The organism is Candidatus Dedyshia acidiphila, from assembly GCF_051025295.1.
Taxonomy (GTDB): Bacteria; Acidobacteriota; Terriglobia; order Terriglobales; family Acidobacteriaceae; genus KBS-83.
This window is the reverse complement of sequence record NZ_JBMGJV010000022.1, coordinates 1-13,756: the sequence shown is the minus strand read 5'-3', so window position 1 is coordinate 13,756 and position 13,756 is coordinate 1. Positions and strand designations below refer to the sequence as shown.

11 protein-coding genes are annotated in these 13,756 nt (G+C 65.3%); 3 read left to right on the top strand and 8 right to left on the bottom strand.

The window, feature by feature from the left end:
* The first annotated feature begins 15 nt into the window (after positions 1-15).
* Positions 16-1,524, top strand: coding sequence for a xylulokinase (gene xylB / locus AC5IJH_RS10625; protein ID WP_491902788.1), 1,509 nt, complete (start codon positions 16-18; stop codon positions 1,522-1,524).
* Positions 1,517-2,647, top strand: a complete 1,131-nt coding sequence (locus AC5IJH_RS10620) for a M24 family metallopeptidase (protein ID WP_491902787.1) — start codon at positions 1,517-1,519, stop codon at positions 2,645-2,647. The genes xylB and AC5IJH_RS10620 overlap by 8 nt, the downstream gene beginning before the upstream one ends.
* Here the strand turns inward: AC5IJH_RS10620 and AC5IJH_RS10615 are convergent, their stop codons facing one another.
* The 3 genes from AC5IJH_RS10615 to AC5IJH_RS10605 all read right to left on the bottom strand — a co-directional run bounded on the left by AC5IJH_RS10615 (position 2,648) and on the right by AC5IJH_RS10605 (position 7,806).
* Positions 2,648-5,224: a glycoside hydrolase family 3 protein gene (locus AC5IJH_RS10615; RefSeq protein ID WP_491902829.1), complete on the bottom strand. Its 2,577-nt coding sequence runs from the start codon at positions 5,222-5,224 to the stop codon at positions 2,648-2,650.
* A gap of 225 nt (positions 5,225-5,449) precedes the next feature.
* A complete protein-coding gene (locus AC5IJH_RS10610; RefSeq protein WP_491902786.1) occupies positions 5,450-6,097 on the bottom strand; it encodes a precorrin-2 dehydrogenase/sirohydrochlorin ferrochelatase family protein in 648 nt (215 codons plus the stop codon).
* Entirely contained in the window at positions 6,094-7,806 is a 1,713-nt protein-coding gene (locus tag AC5IJH_RS10605; protein ID WP_491902785.1) for a nitrite/sulfite reductase, read from the bottom strand. The genes AC5IJH_RS10610 and AC5IJH_RS10605 overlap by 4 nt, the downstream gene beginning before the upstream one ends.
* Before the next feature lie 271 nt (positions 7,807-8,077).
* Here AC5IJH_RS10605 and tsaA point away from each other — a divergent pair, with 271 nt between their 5' ends.
* Positions 8,078-8,533 carry a tRNA (N6-threonylcarbamoyladenosine(37)-N6)-methyltransferase TrmO gene (gene tsaA, locus AC5IJH_RS10600; protein ID WP_491902784.1) on the top strand — a complete coding sequence of 152 codons (456 nt, stop codon included), beginning with the start codon at positions 8,078-8,080 and terminating at the stop codon, positions 8,531-8,533.
* 6 nt (positions 8,534-8,539) lie between these two features.
* Here the strand turns inward: tsaA and AC5IJH_RS10595 are convergent, their stop codons facing one another.
* The 5 genes from AC5IJH_RS10595 to rfbA all read right to left on the bottom strand — a co-directional run.
* Positions 8,540-9,511 carry a UDP-glucuronic acid decarboxylase family protein gene (locus AC5IJH_RS10595; protein ID WP_491902828.1) on the bottom strand — a complete coding sequence of 324 codons (972 nt, stop codon included), beginning with the start codon at positions 9,509-9,511 and terminating at the stop codon, positions 8,540-8,542.
* A 123-nt stretch (positions 9,512-9,634) separates the two neighbouring features.
* Entirely contained in the window at positions 9,635-11,053 is a 1,419-nt protein-coding gene (locus AC5IJH_RS10590; protein WP_491902783.1) for a UDP-glucose dehydrogenase family protein, read from the bottom strand.
* Between the two features lie 111 nt (positions 11,054-11,164).
* Positions 11,165-12,271, bottom strand: a complete 1,107-nt coding sequence (locus AC5IJH_RS10585; RefSeq protein WP_491902782.1) for a glycosyltransferase family 4 protein — start codon at positions 12,269-12,271, stop codon at positions 11,165-11,167.
* A gap of 82 nt (positions 12,272-12,353) precedes the next feature.
* Positions 12,354-12,983, bottom strand: a complete 630-nt coding sequence (locus tag AC5IJH_RS10580) for a WcaF family extracellular polysaccharide biosynthesis acetyltransferase (RefSeq protein ID WP_491902781.1) — start codon at positions 12,981-12,983, stop codon at positions 12,354-12,356.
* Between the two features lie 51 nt (positions 12,984-13,034).
* On the bottom strand, positions 13,035-13,756 hold a 722-nt coding region (gene rfbA, locus AC5IJH_RS10575; protein WP_491902780.1), incomplete at its 5' end, for a glucose-1-phosphate thymidylyltransferase RfbA.

The window sequence follows — 13,756 nt, the reverse complement described above, 5'->3', positions numbered from 1 at the left end:
TATACAGGGAGCGTGATGCTGATCGGGATTGATGTAGGCACCGGGGGCACGCGTGCCCTGCTGGTCGATGAATCGGGGCGCGTGCGGGGCTCCGCTGTAGCCGAGCATGCGGCCTTCCGCTCGCCGCGGCCGGGCTGGGCCGAGCAGGATGCCGATGACTGGTGGCGTGCCGCTGTTGCCGCCATCGGGCAGCTCCTCCGCGAAACGAAAACAACCGCAGATACGATTGCCGCCGTTGGGTTGAGCGGGCAGATGCATGGCGCTGTGCTGCTGGATGAGCAGGATCGCGTGCTGCGGCCTGCGCTGATCTGGTGCGATCAGCGGACCGCGGACGAAGCAGCGTGGCTGACGGAGCACGTCGGGGCAGAGCGGCTGATCGAGCTGACGTCGAACCCGGCACTGACCAACTTCACGCTGACCAAGCTGCTGTGGGTGCGCACGCATGAGCCCAAGCTGTGGCAGCGCGTGCGCCGCTTCCTCCTGCCCAAGGATTATGTGCGGCTGCGATTGACCGGCGAACACGGCATGGACGTGGCGGACGCGTCGGGCACGCTGCTGCTCGATGTGGCACATCGCCGCTGGTCGCGCGAGATGCTCGCAGCGGTTGAGATGCCGGAGAGCCTCGTCCCGCCCTTGTTCGAGTGTCAGGATGTTGCCGGCACGATCACTGCCGAGGCTGCGGCGGAGACTGGCCTGCGTGTGGGCACGCCCGTAGTGGCCGGCGCCGGTGATCAGGCGGCAGGCGCGCTGGGCATGGGGATTGTGAGGCCCGGCGATGTGAGCGCAACCATCGGCACGTCGGGCGTGGTGTTCGCCGCGACCGATCGTCCGCTGCTCGATCCGCACGGCCGGCTGCATACCTTCTGCCACGCGATTCCGGGGCGCTGGCATGTGATGGGCGTGACCCAGGCGGCAGGTTTGTCACTGCGATGGTTTCGTGACACCTTTGCCGATGCGGCCGATCCGCAGATCTACACTCGCCTGGGCGGCGAGGCCGGGAAGATACCGGCCGGCGCCGAAGGCCTGCTGTGGGCGCCGTACCTGATGGGCGAGCGCACGCCGCACCTCGACCCGAGTGCGCGCGGTGCGCTGGTCGGCATCACGCCATCGCACACGCGTGCGCACATCGTGCGCGCGATCATGGAAGGCGTGGCGTACAGCCTGAAGGACACGCTCACGATCTTTGCGGAGATCGGCGTGCCCGCGCAGAGTATCCGGCTGGGTGGTGGCGGCGGGCAGTCGCCGGTGTGGCGGCAGATCCAGGCCGATGTGTACGGACAGCCGATTCAGCGCGTGGCGGCCGAGGAGGGCGCGGCGTTCGGCGCGGCGCTGCTGGCCGGCGTGGGAGCCGGCGTGTGGCCGAGCGTGGAAGCCGCGTGCGATAAGGCGGTAACGGTGGCTGAGCAGATCGCGCCCGAACCGGCGGCAACTGCGCTGCTGGCGCGGCAGTACGACGCATACCGGCTTCTGTACCCGTCACTGCGACACGTATTCCAACAACTGGCAGAGGTGAGCCATGGCTGAGCAACAGAGCGACCTCGAGCAGTCGAACGAGTCGGTGCTCCAGGAGATCGCGAGCAAGACCGATCGGCTGACCGCTGCACTGAAGGCAGCAGGCGCAGCGGCCATCCGTTTGCAACGCACGGAGAACCTGACGTGGCTGACCGCGGGACGGGTGGGTAAGCGGGTGCTGCTGCCCTCACCTCTCGGCATCGCAACGATGCTGGTCCCCGCAGACGGCGAATCCTTCTACCTGGCACCGAACAACGAGGCACGCCGCCTTGCCGAAGAGGATTTCTTTGGGCTTCCGTTCACTGCCGCGACGTACACCTGGCACTCGGATGAGCTACCGCGCGAGGTGGTGAGGCTTGCGGGAGCAGGGCGCGTCCTCTCTGACCAGGAGCCGGAGGGTGCTGCGCTGATGCAGACGCTGCGTGCCGCGCTCAGTGAGAACGAGATTGAGCGCTACCGCTGGCTCGGGCGCGCGACCGCCGATGTGATCGCCGAAGTGCTGCTGTCGCTCGCACCCGGGGCGACCGAACGCACGATGACCGCGCGAGTGTCAGCTCCGCTGATCGAGCGCGGGATCGAACCTACGGTTCTGCTTATGGCGGTCGATGAGCGCATCCTGAACTACAAGCATGCTGTCGCGCAGAACCGCACGCTCAGTCGTTACGGAATGCTGAACCTGTGCACACGCAGATGGGGGCTGTGCATCTCCATCACGCGGTTCGTCCACTTCGGGCCGCTGCCGCAGTCGTTGGCGGATGCGTTCGGGGTGGCGGCAGAGGTGAATGCGCGCCTGCTGGCGGCGACTCGCGAGGGTGCGGTATCGCGGGACTTATTTGCCACAGCTGCTGCGGCATATGCCGAGCATGGCCATCCGGGCGAAGAACAGCAACATCACCAGGGCGGCGCGACGGGCTATGGCGAGCGCGAGTGGATCGCGACGCCGCAAGGCACGGAGTGCGTGCTGGACCGGCAGGCATTTGCCTGGAACCCCTCCGTCGCCGGGGGCAAGGTGGAGGACACGGTGCTCCTGCGCGGGGGCAGGCTCGAATGGTTGACCGGCACACCGGGACTGCCGGTGGTGGAGACCCTCTCCGGCGGCCTCACGATCGAGTCCGCCGGGGTGCTGGTCCGCTGACTACTCGGGTAGCGGCGCCGATCCGGTGATTGTTACCGCAGCGGTGACGTGATCCGACTCCGCAGGCTGAGCTCCGCCGACCATCAACGAGTACACGCCGGGCCCTACGCTCCGCTTGCCTTGGGCATCCACGGAGCTGAGATCGCGCGGACTGAGTTCGAAGGAGACGAGGCGGCTCTCGCCCGCGGCGAGATGAATGCGGTTGAGGCCGCGTAGAACGGGGTTCCCCTGCGCGCCGGGCCGCGCCAGGTAGAGCTGCGCGACCTCTTCGCCATCGCGGCTGCCCGTGTTGCGAACCGTCACGCTGGCGCGCACGGATGCGCCAGCCTGCACGTTTGGCTGCTCCAGCTTCAGTCCCTCGTAAGCAAACTTCGTGTAGCTGAGTCCGTAGCCGAAGCCCCACAGCGGTTTGCCCGTGAAGTAGCGATATGTGCGGTTCTGCATGCTGTAGTTGTCGAAGGCGGGAAGCTGATCGACGGACGAGTAGAAGGTGACCGGCAGGCGCCCTGCGGGATTGTTCTTGCCGGCGAGCGTCTCGGCAATCGCGGCTCCGCCCTCTTCGCCGGGATACCACGCTTCAAGGATGGCGGCTGCATGCTCCTTGGCCCATGGAATCGCGAGCGCGCTGCCATTGAGCAGGACTACCACGACCGGCTTGCCCGTTGCGGCTACTGCTTCGAGCATCTGCTGTTGCGCCGCGGGCAGCGCGATGTCCGTGCGATCGCCACCCGAGAAGCCGGGGATGTGCACGGGCATCTCCTCGCCTTCGAGCTCCGCCGTCAGCCCGACGAATGCGAGCACCACGTCAGCCTGGCGCGCTGCTGCGACTGCCTCGTCACGCAGGGCAGCAAGGGGTGGCGTCCAGCGCAGTGAGATACCGGCGCCGAAGAGCGGCGACTCGTGGCTGTAGCGCAGTTCGAGCGTGTGGGGCTGCGTGTCGGCGAAGTGCATAACGACGCCGGGGCTGGTGTGCGGGCGAGACTCTTTCGCCTGCCCTGTGTCGAGGTTCGAAACCTGCTTGCCGTCAAGCGAAAGCGTGTACTGCTCGCGATCATGGCAGGGGTAGCAATCGCCGATGTTCACGCTGAGCGTGTAGTCGCCGGGCGCCGGCGGAGTAAACGTGCCGCTCCAGCGCACGCTGAAGGCATTGGCAGGCACACCATCCGCGGGTGGCGCGGCGTCCCAGTCGAAGTCGACCGCCTTGTCATCGCGCGTGAGCACAGGCTGACCCGTGAAATCCCGGCTCGCAAAGTACTCGCCCTTCAGCTTGAGAGCAGTGCGCGGAATCGGAAGCGAAATCCCCTCCGCATGCGGCGAGCCTTGGGCGTACAGCACATGCGCACTTGAGAACTGCTTCGCGATGCCATCGACGGGCAGCACTGGATGCGAGGGGATCGCGTTGTAATTGCCTTCGAGCGCGATGAGCGACTCTGCATTCGGGCCGACGACGGCGAGGGTGCGCACATCGTGCAGCGGCAGAGTGTCTTTGTCGTTCTTCAGCAGCACCATGGCACGGTTGGCAACCTCGCGTGCGTAGTCGCGGTGCTCCTGCGAATCCACGTGCGAGTACGGCAGGCGTGCGTAGTCCACTTGCGCCGGCGGATCGAAGAGGCCGAGCTTGATGCGTGCGGTGAACAGGCGCCTGATCGCCGTGTCGAGGGCGCTCTCCGGCAGCAGTCCCTGCTTGACGGCCTGGGGCAGCGCGTCGTATTCGTCACCGCAACTGGTATCTGTTCCCGCCAGCACCGCCGCGGCGCTGGCATGCGCGGCATCCGGGCTGAAGTGATGCCCGCTCTTGCTGTAGAAGTCGCCGATCGCGCCGCAGTCGGATGTCACAAAGCCGTCGAACTTCCATGCTCCCCGCAGCTTCTGTTTCAGCAGCAGCGGGCTTGCGCACGCTGGTGAGCCGTCGATCGCGTTGTAAGCGCACATGATCGAGTCGGCCTTCGCCTCCGTGATGGTGGCGCGAAAGGCCGGCAGGTACGTGTCCTCAAGATCGAAGGGCGACGGATTGACATTGAAGCGATGCCGTTCCGACTCCGGCCCACTGTGCACCGCGTAGTGCTTGGGCGTCGCGATGGTCTCGTAGTATCTGGGCTCGGTGCCTTGCAGGCCGCGCACGAAGGCAACGCCCAGCTTCGAGGTCAGGTACGGATCTTCGCCGTAAGTCTCCTGGCCACGCCCCCAGCGCGGGTCGCGGAAGATGTTGATGTTCGGCGACCAGATGGTGAGGCCGAAGAAGATGGAATGGTTGTCGTGCTTCAGCGCGTCGACGTTCTTGGCGCGCGCCTCATCCGCGATCACGCTGGCGACGCGGTGCAGCATGGCTGGGTCCCAGGTGGCGGCGAGCCCGATCGCCTGCGGAAAGACCGTCGCGTAGCCGGAGCGCGCGATGCCGTGCAGCCCTTCACTCCACCAGTCGTACGCCGGGATGCCGAGTCGCGGAATCGCGGGCGCTTCGTGGCGCATCTGCGATGCCTTTTCTTCAACCGTCATGCGCTTCACGAGGTCGTCGACGCGCTGCTCGACGGGCAGCGATGGATCGAAAAACGGCGTCGATGCGGGCTGTTGCGACATGGCGACGGATGTGGCGACGAGGGCGAGCGAGCAGATGGCCGACACTTTGAACAGGGGCAAGGCTTCCTCCGGACGCCCACCACTGTAAACGGTTTCTGGCCCGCTGGGTGAGCCGCACGCGGTCTTCCAAGGGAACGTGGGCGGTCGAGCGGTCGTTCAGATAGGATGCCGGCACGAGTCGCAGATGGTCACGCAGGCATAGCCTTTGCAGGCCGCAGCGATGGACTAGGTGAGCCACCAGGAGGCGCCCTCATGGTGGCTCGAGTTCAGAGCCATCTGACGCGATGGGCAAGACGCGGCATCGCACACCTCACGGCTGGCGAGCGTGCGCAGCAGGTGGTTCCGCGATTCGCCTGCAGGCCTTGCGGCAAGCACCTGACGTCTCAGGGCGCCAAGCCGCTCAAGCCAGGGACCGACTGCATCGTCGAGCATAGACTCGAGCTGCTGTCGCAAGCGCTGCGCAAGCGCCGGACTCTCACCCGCGGTCGAGATGCCGATCTGCAATGGACCGCGGCGCACGACGGAGCCGAAGTAGAAATCGCAGAACGGCGGATCGTCGACCGCGTTTGCGAGCACACCAGCCTCAACCGCATCGCGGTAGGCCTGGTGGTTCACCTCGACATCGCTGGTCGCCGCGATGACCAGGTGCTGACCAGCGATGTCCTCGTGCAGGTAGGTGCGCTCGAGCCAGTGGATCTTCTGCTGATGCGCGAGAGCGCGAACCTCCTCGCGTGCTTCTGGCGCAACCACGGTGACTTTTGCGCCGCACTCGACCAGGCTGGCGATCTTCTGTTGGGCGACGACACCAGCCCCGACCACGAGGCAGGGGCGTCCTTCAAGCTTCACGAAGACGGGGAGCAGAGGAGAATTCATTCGCTGACTCCATGGGGCACACGGCCCGTGGGCTGATCGCGCTCGACCGCAACCGTCGCTTCGCCGGCGAGCAGTGCGCGTAGGTGATCGTTGCTGTGACGCTGCAGGTAGGCGCGCAATGGCTCGCCTGTATTGCGTGCGTCGAGGTAGTGGCGCAGCAGCCGCTCCAATGCATCGGGCACCAGGGTGGCCGGACAGCGATACCCGACGGGTCGCGCCAGCGATGCGTCACCGCCGGCCGCCCCACCGACGCAGAAGTAGTAGGCATCGACGAGCGCGCCGTCATGCTTGATCTTCTTGCCCTCAATTCCGACATCCGCGACCCAGTGCTGGCCGCAACTGTTGGGGCAGCCGGTGACGTGGAGCTTGAGCTGTTGATCGAACTCGGGCAGACGTGCCTCCATCTCATCGACCAGCCAGCGCGCAAAGCCCTTCGTCTCCGTAATAGCGAGCTTGCAGAACTCCGTGCCCGTGCAGGCGACGGCGCCGCGCCAGAAGGGCGAGCCCTCGACGCGGAGATCGATGGCCGCCAGTTCGCGAACCAGCAGGTCGACATTCTTCTGCGGCACGTTGACGAAGAGCAGGTTCTGCGTCACCGTCGTGCGCAGCTCGCCGGAGCCAAGACGCTCGGCCAACTCGGCTGCTGCCGCAAGTTGATCGCCCGTCAGTCGACCGCGCAGCACCGCAGCGCCCACGTAGTACGTCGCGGCCTGCCGCTGGCGATGCACGCCGACGTGATCGCGGAAGGTGTCTAACGGAGCGATCTCTTCGCCAGCAGGTAGCAGGGCAAACGGTAACCGTGACTGCAGCTCGTTACGAAACCGCTCCGCGGTCCAGCCCTCGCGCAGGAACAGGTGCTTCAGCCGGGCCCGATCGCGGCTCTCACGCAATCCCTGCTGCTCGCGGAAGATGCCGGTTACGGCACGCACCACCTCAACCGCTTGCTCCTGACGCACGAATGCGTCGAGACGCACGCCAAGGTGCGGATCGGCGGAGAGACCGCCGCCCACGCGCAGCGAGAAGCCCAGCTCACCATCGCGGCGAGCGGGTGTGAGGCCAACGTCGTTGATCTCCGGATAGGAGCACCACTGGCTGCAACCCGTGACCGAGATCTTGAACTTACGGGGCAGGTTGTAGAACTCGTCGTTCCCCCCGAGTTCGTGCGCGATAGCCAACGCGACCCGGGATGCATCGAATGCCTCGTCTGCGGCGAGTCCAGCCAGCGGGCAGCCGGTCACATTGCGGACCACATCGCCACAGGCGCCGCGCGGCGAGAGTCCGACGGCATCGAGACGCTCGATGATCTCCGGAATGCTCTCGATGGTCAGCCAGTGGAGTTGAATGGCCTGCCGTACAGTGATGTCGGCGAGATTGCGGCCATGCCTGCGCGCGATGTCCGCGATGGTCGCGAGCTGGCGCGAGGTGAGCAGCCCGTTCGAGATGGCGATGCGCAGCATGAAATACTCCGTCGCCTTGCCCTCACCACCCACGCCGCCAAGCGCGCCCGCGCCGTCCCCCTGCGTGTAAATGCCCCACCATTTGAAGTAGAGGCTGGCCCACTCCGGCAGCACGCTTCCACGGCCCTCGGCGGCGAAGCGGCGCACCTGATCGAACGCCTGCCATGGATTCGTTTCGAGTTTCAGCCGCTCCGACCTCTGAGCCTTCGTCTCTTTGGGGGCGGGGGGGGTTGCCTGGGTCTGCTCGGTCATGAATCGGGTCCTCGGGTAAAAACTGGGTGTAAACGGAAAAAGCCCCGCTGGCAGGATCGCTGCAGCGGGGCTTCCGATTGGCTGAGAGTTGGAGTGTCTTTGTACTCAGTCGCTCATCGGTGTCCACCCGCGCAGCCGCGCGCAACAACAGGGACAACAGGCAGCGGCCGGGGTGTGGATGAGCAGCACTTCCATTAGGCTATCGGCGGCAGCACGGCGCGTCAAATCAGGCGCGCTGCTTGCGATCGCCGCATGAAGGAGGCAGCCAAAGATGTTCACGCCACGCCCGATCGGCTTTGTGACCAGCCCGTATCGCGAGACCAGCGACGTGCCGCGCGGGTCCGGCACGCAACACCGCGCAGAGGGTGTGCTGAAGATCCTGCGTGAGTTCGAAGAGGGGCTGCTCGACATTGAGGGCTTCTCGCATCTCTTTGTGCTCTGGATGTTTGATCGCTCACAAACGGTGGAGATGAGCGGCACGCCGCCAACAGACGATCGCCCGCACGGAGTGTTCGCGACGCGCTCGCCGTATCGACCGAACCCGATCGGGCTCACGGTGGTCGAACTGCTGCACCGCGACGGGACGGAGCTGTTCGTGCGCGGTGTGGACATGCTTGATGGCACGCCGATCCTCGACATCAAACCGTATCTGTCGAGTGTGCCTCCAGACGCGCTGCGGCGCGGGTGGTTCGAGGAGGCAGAGCGACGCCGCGCGCTGAAGGCGTAAGGTCCGTCAGAATCCGGGCGCTACGACCTGCTCCTGCGCAGTGGCGCCGGCTGCGACAGCATCGCGGAAGTAGGGCAGGCACAGTTCGAGTCCCTGCCGCAGCTTCACGCGCGGCTCCCAGCCAAGCAGCGTGCGCGCACGCGTGATGTCGGGACGGCGGCGCGTGGGATCGTCGATGGGCAGCGGCAGGGAGCGTACCTGGCTCTTCGAACCCGTGACGGCCAGCACCTCGCGGGCGCAATCCGCAATCGTCCACTCATCGGGGTTGCCAACATTCACTGGCTCATGCGCATCGCTGGCTGCCAGCCGCACGATGCCATCGATCAGATCGCTGACGAAGCAAAACGACCGCGTCTGTAAACCATCACCGTAGATCGTGAGTTCTTCGCCACGGAGCCCCTGCATCATGAAGTTCGAGATCACGCGGCCGTCGTTCGGCTGCAGGCGCGGACCGTACGTGTTGAAGATGCGCACGAGGTGCGTGTTCACCTTGCGATAGCGGTGGTAGGCCATCACCGTAGCTTCGGCGAAGCGCTTGGCCTCGTCGTACACGGAGCGTGGACCGATGGGGTTCACGTTGCCCCAGTAGCTCTCCACCTGGGGATGCACCTCGGGGTCGCCATAGCACTCGGACGTAGAGGCATGCAGGTAGGCGGCGTTGTAGCGCCTGGCGATCTCAAGCGTGTGAAACACACCGTAGGAGCCGACGCGCAGCGTCTCCAGGCCGAGCCGCATGTAGTCCGCCGGGCTCGCCGGTGACGCCATGTTGTAGACCGCGTCTACCTGTCCGGGGTCGAACGGCTGGCAGATGTCGATCTCCTGCAGCGAGAAGCGCGGCTCGCGCTCCAGGTGCTCGAGATTGGAGAGTCGGCCCGTGGCGAGATTGTCAAGCCCGAGCACGCTGTGGCCTTCGGCAAGAAGGCGATCGACAAGGTGTGAGCCGAGAAAGCCGGCGGCGCCAGTGACAAGAATGCGCATCTGCTTCAACGTGCGTTGCTCCTTTGTGTGCGTGCCGCGCGAGTCGGCAGGCGCTCGCGATCGGCGCGACCAGGCCAGATCTCCCGGGACATATTTCCCGCGACCGATCTCAGGAGACCGATCTCAGGGCAGACGCCGCACGCCCGCTGTCTCGCGTGCTGGATACATCGCCGGCCGGCCCACGCTGAGATACGTGAACCCGAGATCGAGCATCTCCTGCGGCTCATAGAGATTGCGGCCATCAATCACGATTGGGTAGCGCAAGGCCTTGTGCAACTGCTTGAGATCGAGCTCGCCGAACTCGGGCCAGTCGCTGAGGATCAGCAGCGCGTCGGCTTCCTTCGCGGCGAGGTATGGATCGTCCACATACTGCATGGCCGGTCCGGGCGACAGCTCCTGCTTGGCGCGCTCCATCGCTGCCGGATCGTACGCGACCACAGTGCAGCCCTCGGCCAGCAGCATGCGGATGATGTCGAATGCGGGCGACTCGCGCACATCGTCGGTGCCACCCTTGAAGGCGAGGCCGAGCACGGCGAGCCGCTTGCCACGGAAGGTCCACAACGCAGAGCGCACCTTGTTGAAGAAGCGCCGCTTCTGCTGCTCGTTGATCTTTTCGACCTCGGTAAGGATGCCAAAGTCCACGCTGAGCTGCTCCGCCACATAGCGGAATGCCGCCACATCCTTCGGAAAGCAGGAGCCACCGTACCCGATGCCGGCGCGCAGAAACCGGCTTCCGATGCGGCTGTCGAGCCCCATGCCGCGAGCCACCTCTTCCACATTCGCGTCCGCGGCTTCGCACACGTTCGCGACCGCATTGATGAAAGAGATCTTCATCGCGAGGAAGGCATTCGAGGCGTGCTTGATCAGCTCCGCTGCTTTGGTTGAGGTCAGCAGGAGCGGGGGCGGATCGGAGATAGTGCGCTGGCCGATGATGGCATTGTCGCTGCGGTAGTAGTCACCGCTGGTAAGCGGCGCGTAAATGGCCTTCAGCAGGTTGGCGGCCTGGTCGCTGTCGGCGCCAACCACGATGCGATCCGGATGGAGGAAGTCGACGACCGCGGTGCCTTCGCGCAGAAACTCGGGGTTCGACGCGACGTCGAAGTTCGAGCTCGAGACGCCATTGCGCTCGACCACGCGGCGTACCCATTCATTCGTATACACGGGCACGGTGCTCTTCTCGACGATGACCTTGTAAGTGCCGATGGAGCGCGCAATCTGCGTCGCGACAGCGTCGACATAGGACAGGTCGGCGTTGCCAGTGTCGGACTGCGGCGTGCCCACTGCGATAAAGATCGCCTGCGCCGTTTGTGTGGCCGCCTGCAGGTCCGTCGTGAACTGGAGCCGCTGGTTGCGGTGGCGCGCCAGCAGTTCGGGCAGGAAATCTTCGTGGATCGGAACGCCGCCATCGCGCAGCATGGCGACCTTCTGCTCATCGTTGTCGACGCAGATGACTGAGTGGCCAATCTCGGCGAAGCACACCGCCGCAACCAGGCCCACATAGCCTGAACCCACAATTGCAATTGAGACCGGCTTTGTCGTCACGTAACGTCTCCTGCTCGGGTGACGGCCGCATCCAACGTGACTCGCACGGGGGAGCGTGCCGAAGCTCTCCAAGTATAGCTTGGCGGGTGCGTGAAGCCTCTTGCGGCAGCCTTATCGGTGGGGTGACACGCGCGGCACCTGCCGCACGCTGCGCGCCTGCATCACGCTGCGATAGAGCTGTTCATAGCCGTCGAGCATGCGGTCACGCGTGTACAGGGCGGCATTCTCGAATCCGCGCTCGACCAGCATATCGCGCGAAAGGAGTGCCGAGGCGATGTGTGCCGCCGCGTTCTCCGGATCGGCGGGATCGATCAGGATGGCTGCCCCGCCGGCAATGTCGCGCATGGGCCGGCGATCCGCGATGACGACCGGAGAGCCGCAGGCCTGCGCTTCGAGGATGGGCCAGCCGAAGCCCTCCTCAAGTGAAGGAAAGAGCAGCGCAAGCGCACCGCTGTAGAGCGCCTGCAGCTGCTGATTTGTGGGCGCGGCGATGTGGCGCAGCGCAGCCCCGAGTTCCAGTCCTGGCGCGGATGCGTGCAGCTCACTGCTGAGGCCGCCCGCGAACACGACCTGCAGGTCCGCGTACCCCGGCTGACCACGCAGCGCGGCAGCGAGCGCGAGCGCGGCTGTCCGGTTCTTGTACCAGTGACCGGCACCGACGTGCAGAAGATAGCGTGTGCCGGGCTCGATTCCGAGCGCGCGCACCAGCGGTTCACGTTCTGCCTGCGCCATGGGCTGATACGGCCAGTGCAGCGCATTCGGCACGACGTGCAGCCGCTCCGCAGGGATGGCGAGGTGCTGCTCCAGGTCGTCCCGCGTCTTGTCGGAGACACAGGCGATCTCGCCTGCCTTGCGCAGTCCGCGCGCGATGAGCCTCTGGAACAGGCGCCCGCTGAAGCCGACAGGATTGGGAGTGAAGTGACCGAGCGCACTGCGGACGGCCAGGAGGTCGTGACAGGTGACGACATGCGGCCTGTGCGAGAGCAGCGGCACGTACATGGCATTCGAGTGGTCGCAGATGTGAACCACATCGGCTTGAGTTGCTGTGCGCCGCAGCGGTTCGCGGAACAGGAGGAACTTGTCGACGTAGCCGAGCCACTTGGCGGTCATGGACCCAAGGCCACGGACATGGCCGAGCCGGGCGGGAGGCTGGATCAGGGTGACACGGTGGCCACGTTCGCGAAGGCCTTCGACGAGCATGCGCGCATAGTGCTGCATGCTCTCCTGACGGTCGGGCTCGTAGTTGCCGACCAGCAGAACACGCAGCGAGCCAGAGGCGTCACGGACGCCGGGCTGCTGCTCAGGCGCCAGGATGGTCGCCGCGGCGCACCTCGCGCGGCTTGATGATCTTGCAGGGATGGCCCGCAGCCACCGTCCACGGCGGCACATCGCGCAGCACCACGGAACGGGCACCGACGACGCTTCCCTCGCCAATTGTCACACCCGGCGCGACAAAAACGCCAGCCGCAACCCAGGCCTGCGCACCGATCGTGATCGGGAGCGAGTAGAGCGGAAAGTCCGAACGGGTGTAATCGTGGCTGGATGCGCAAAGATACGTGTGCTGCGAGATGGTGGTGTGGTCGCCGATGCGCACCGGAGCCAGATTGTAGATCTCTGCCTTGTCCCCGATGGCCGAATGGTCACCGATCTCGAGATTCCACGGCACGTGGATGCGGACGCCGCCGCAGATCAACACATTGGCGCCGATGCGCGCGCCGAACAGACGCAGCAGAGCGACGCGGACCGCACTCAGTCCACGCGGACGCATGGGCAGAAACGGCAGTTGCACGCACTCCCACAGCGCCCGGCGGATCAGGTCCATCGGACGATGCACTTTCCGGTAAGTGGAGAGGTCCACGCCCGGCTGCTCCGTACCCATCTCGATGGGCCGGTCGTCCAGCTCTTCCGTAAGCGTGCGCGAATGGTCCATACGCGATGATACTTCGCTTCGTTTCGGGGTTCCGTCAATCACCTAAGTGTTTCAGTCCAGGCTCAAAGGCGCGACGGTCTCGTTGAGGATCTGAAGAAGGTACGCGCCATAGCCACTTTTCATCAGCGGGACGGCGAGCGCTTCGAGTTGCTGGGCGGAGATGTAGCCCATGCGATAGGCCACCTCCTCCGGGCAGGCGATCTTCAGGCCCTGTCGCTTCTCGAGCGTGGCAATAAACAGGGAGGCGTCGAGCATCGAGTCGTGCGTGCCCGTATCGAGCCAGGCCATGCCGCGCCCAAAGGACTGGACCTTGAGCTTGCCCCGCTCGAGGTACATGCGGTTCAGGTCCGTGATCTCGAGCTCGCCGCGCGGGGAGGGGCGCAGGGTCTTCGCGTACTCAACCACCTGCGCGTCGTAGAAGTAAAGCCCCGTCACCGCATAGCGCGACTTTGGTTTGGCAGGCTTTTCTTCGAGGCTGATCGCCTGCCCTCGGCTGTCGAACTCGACCACACCATAGCTCTCGGGATTCTGCACGGGGTAGGCAAACACGACAGCGCCGTCGGTGATGCGGGCCGCGGACTGGACCAGCGCTGCAAGATCATGCCCATAGAAGATGTTGTCGCCGAGCACGAGGGCGCAGGGCTCGCCAGCGGCGAAGCTTTCGCCGATCAGAAAGGCCTGTGCAAGGCCTTCCGGCCGCGGCTGCTCAGCGTAGGCGATGGTGAGCCCCCACGAGCTGCCGTCGCCCAGCAGATCGCGGAAGCGCGGCAGAT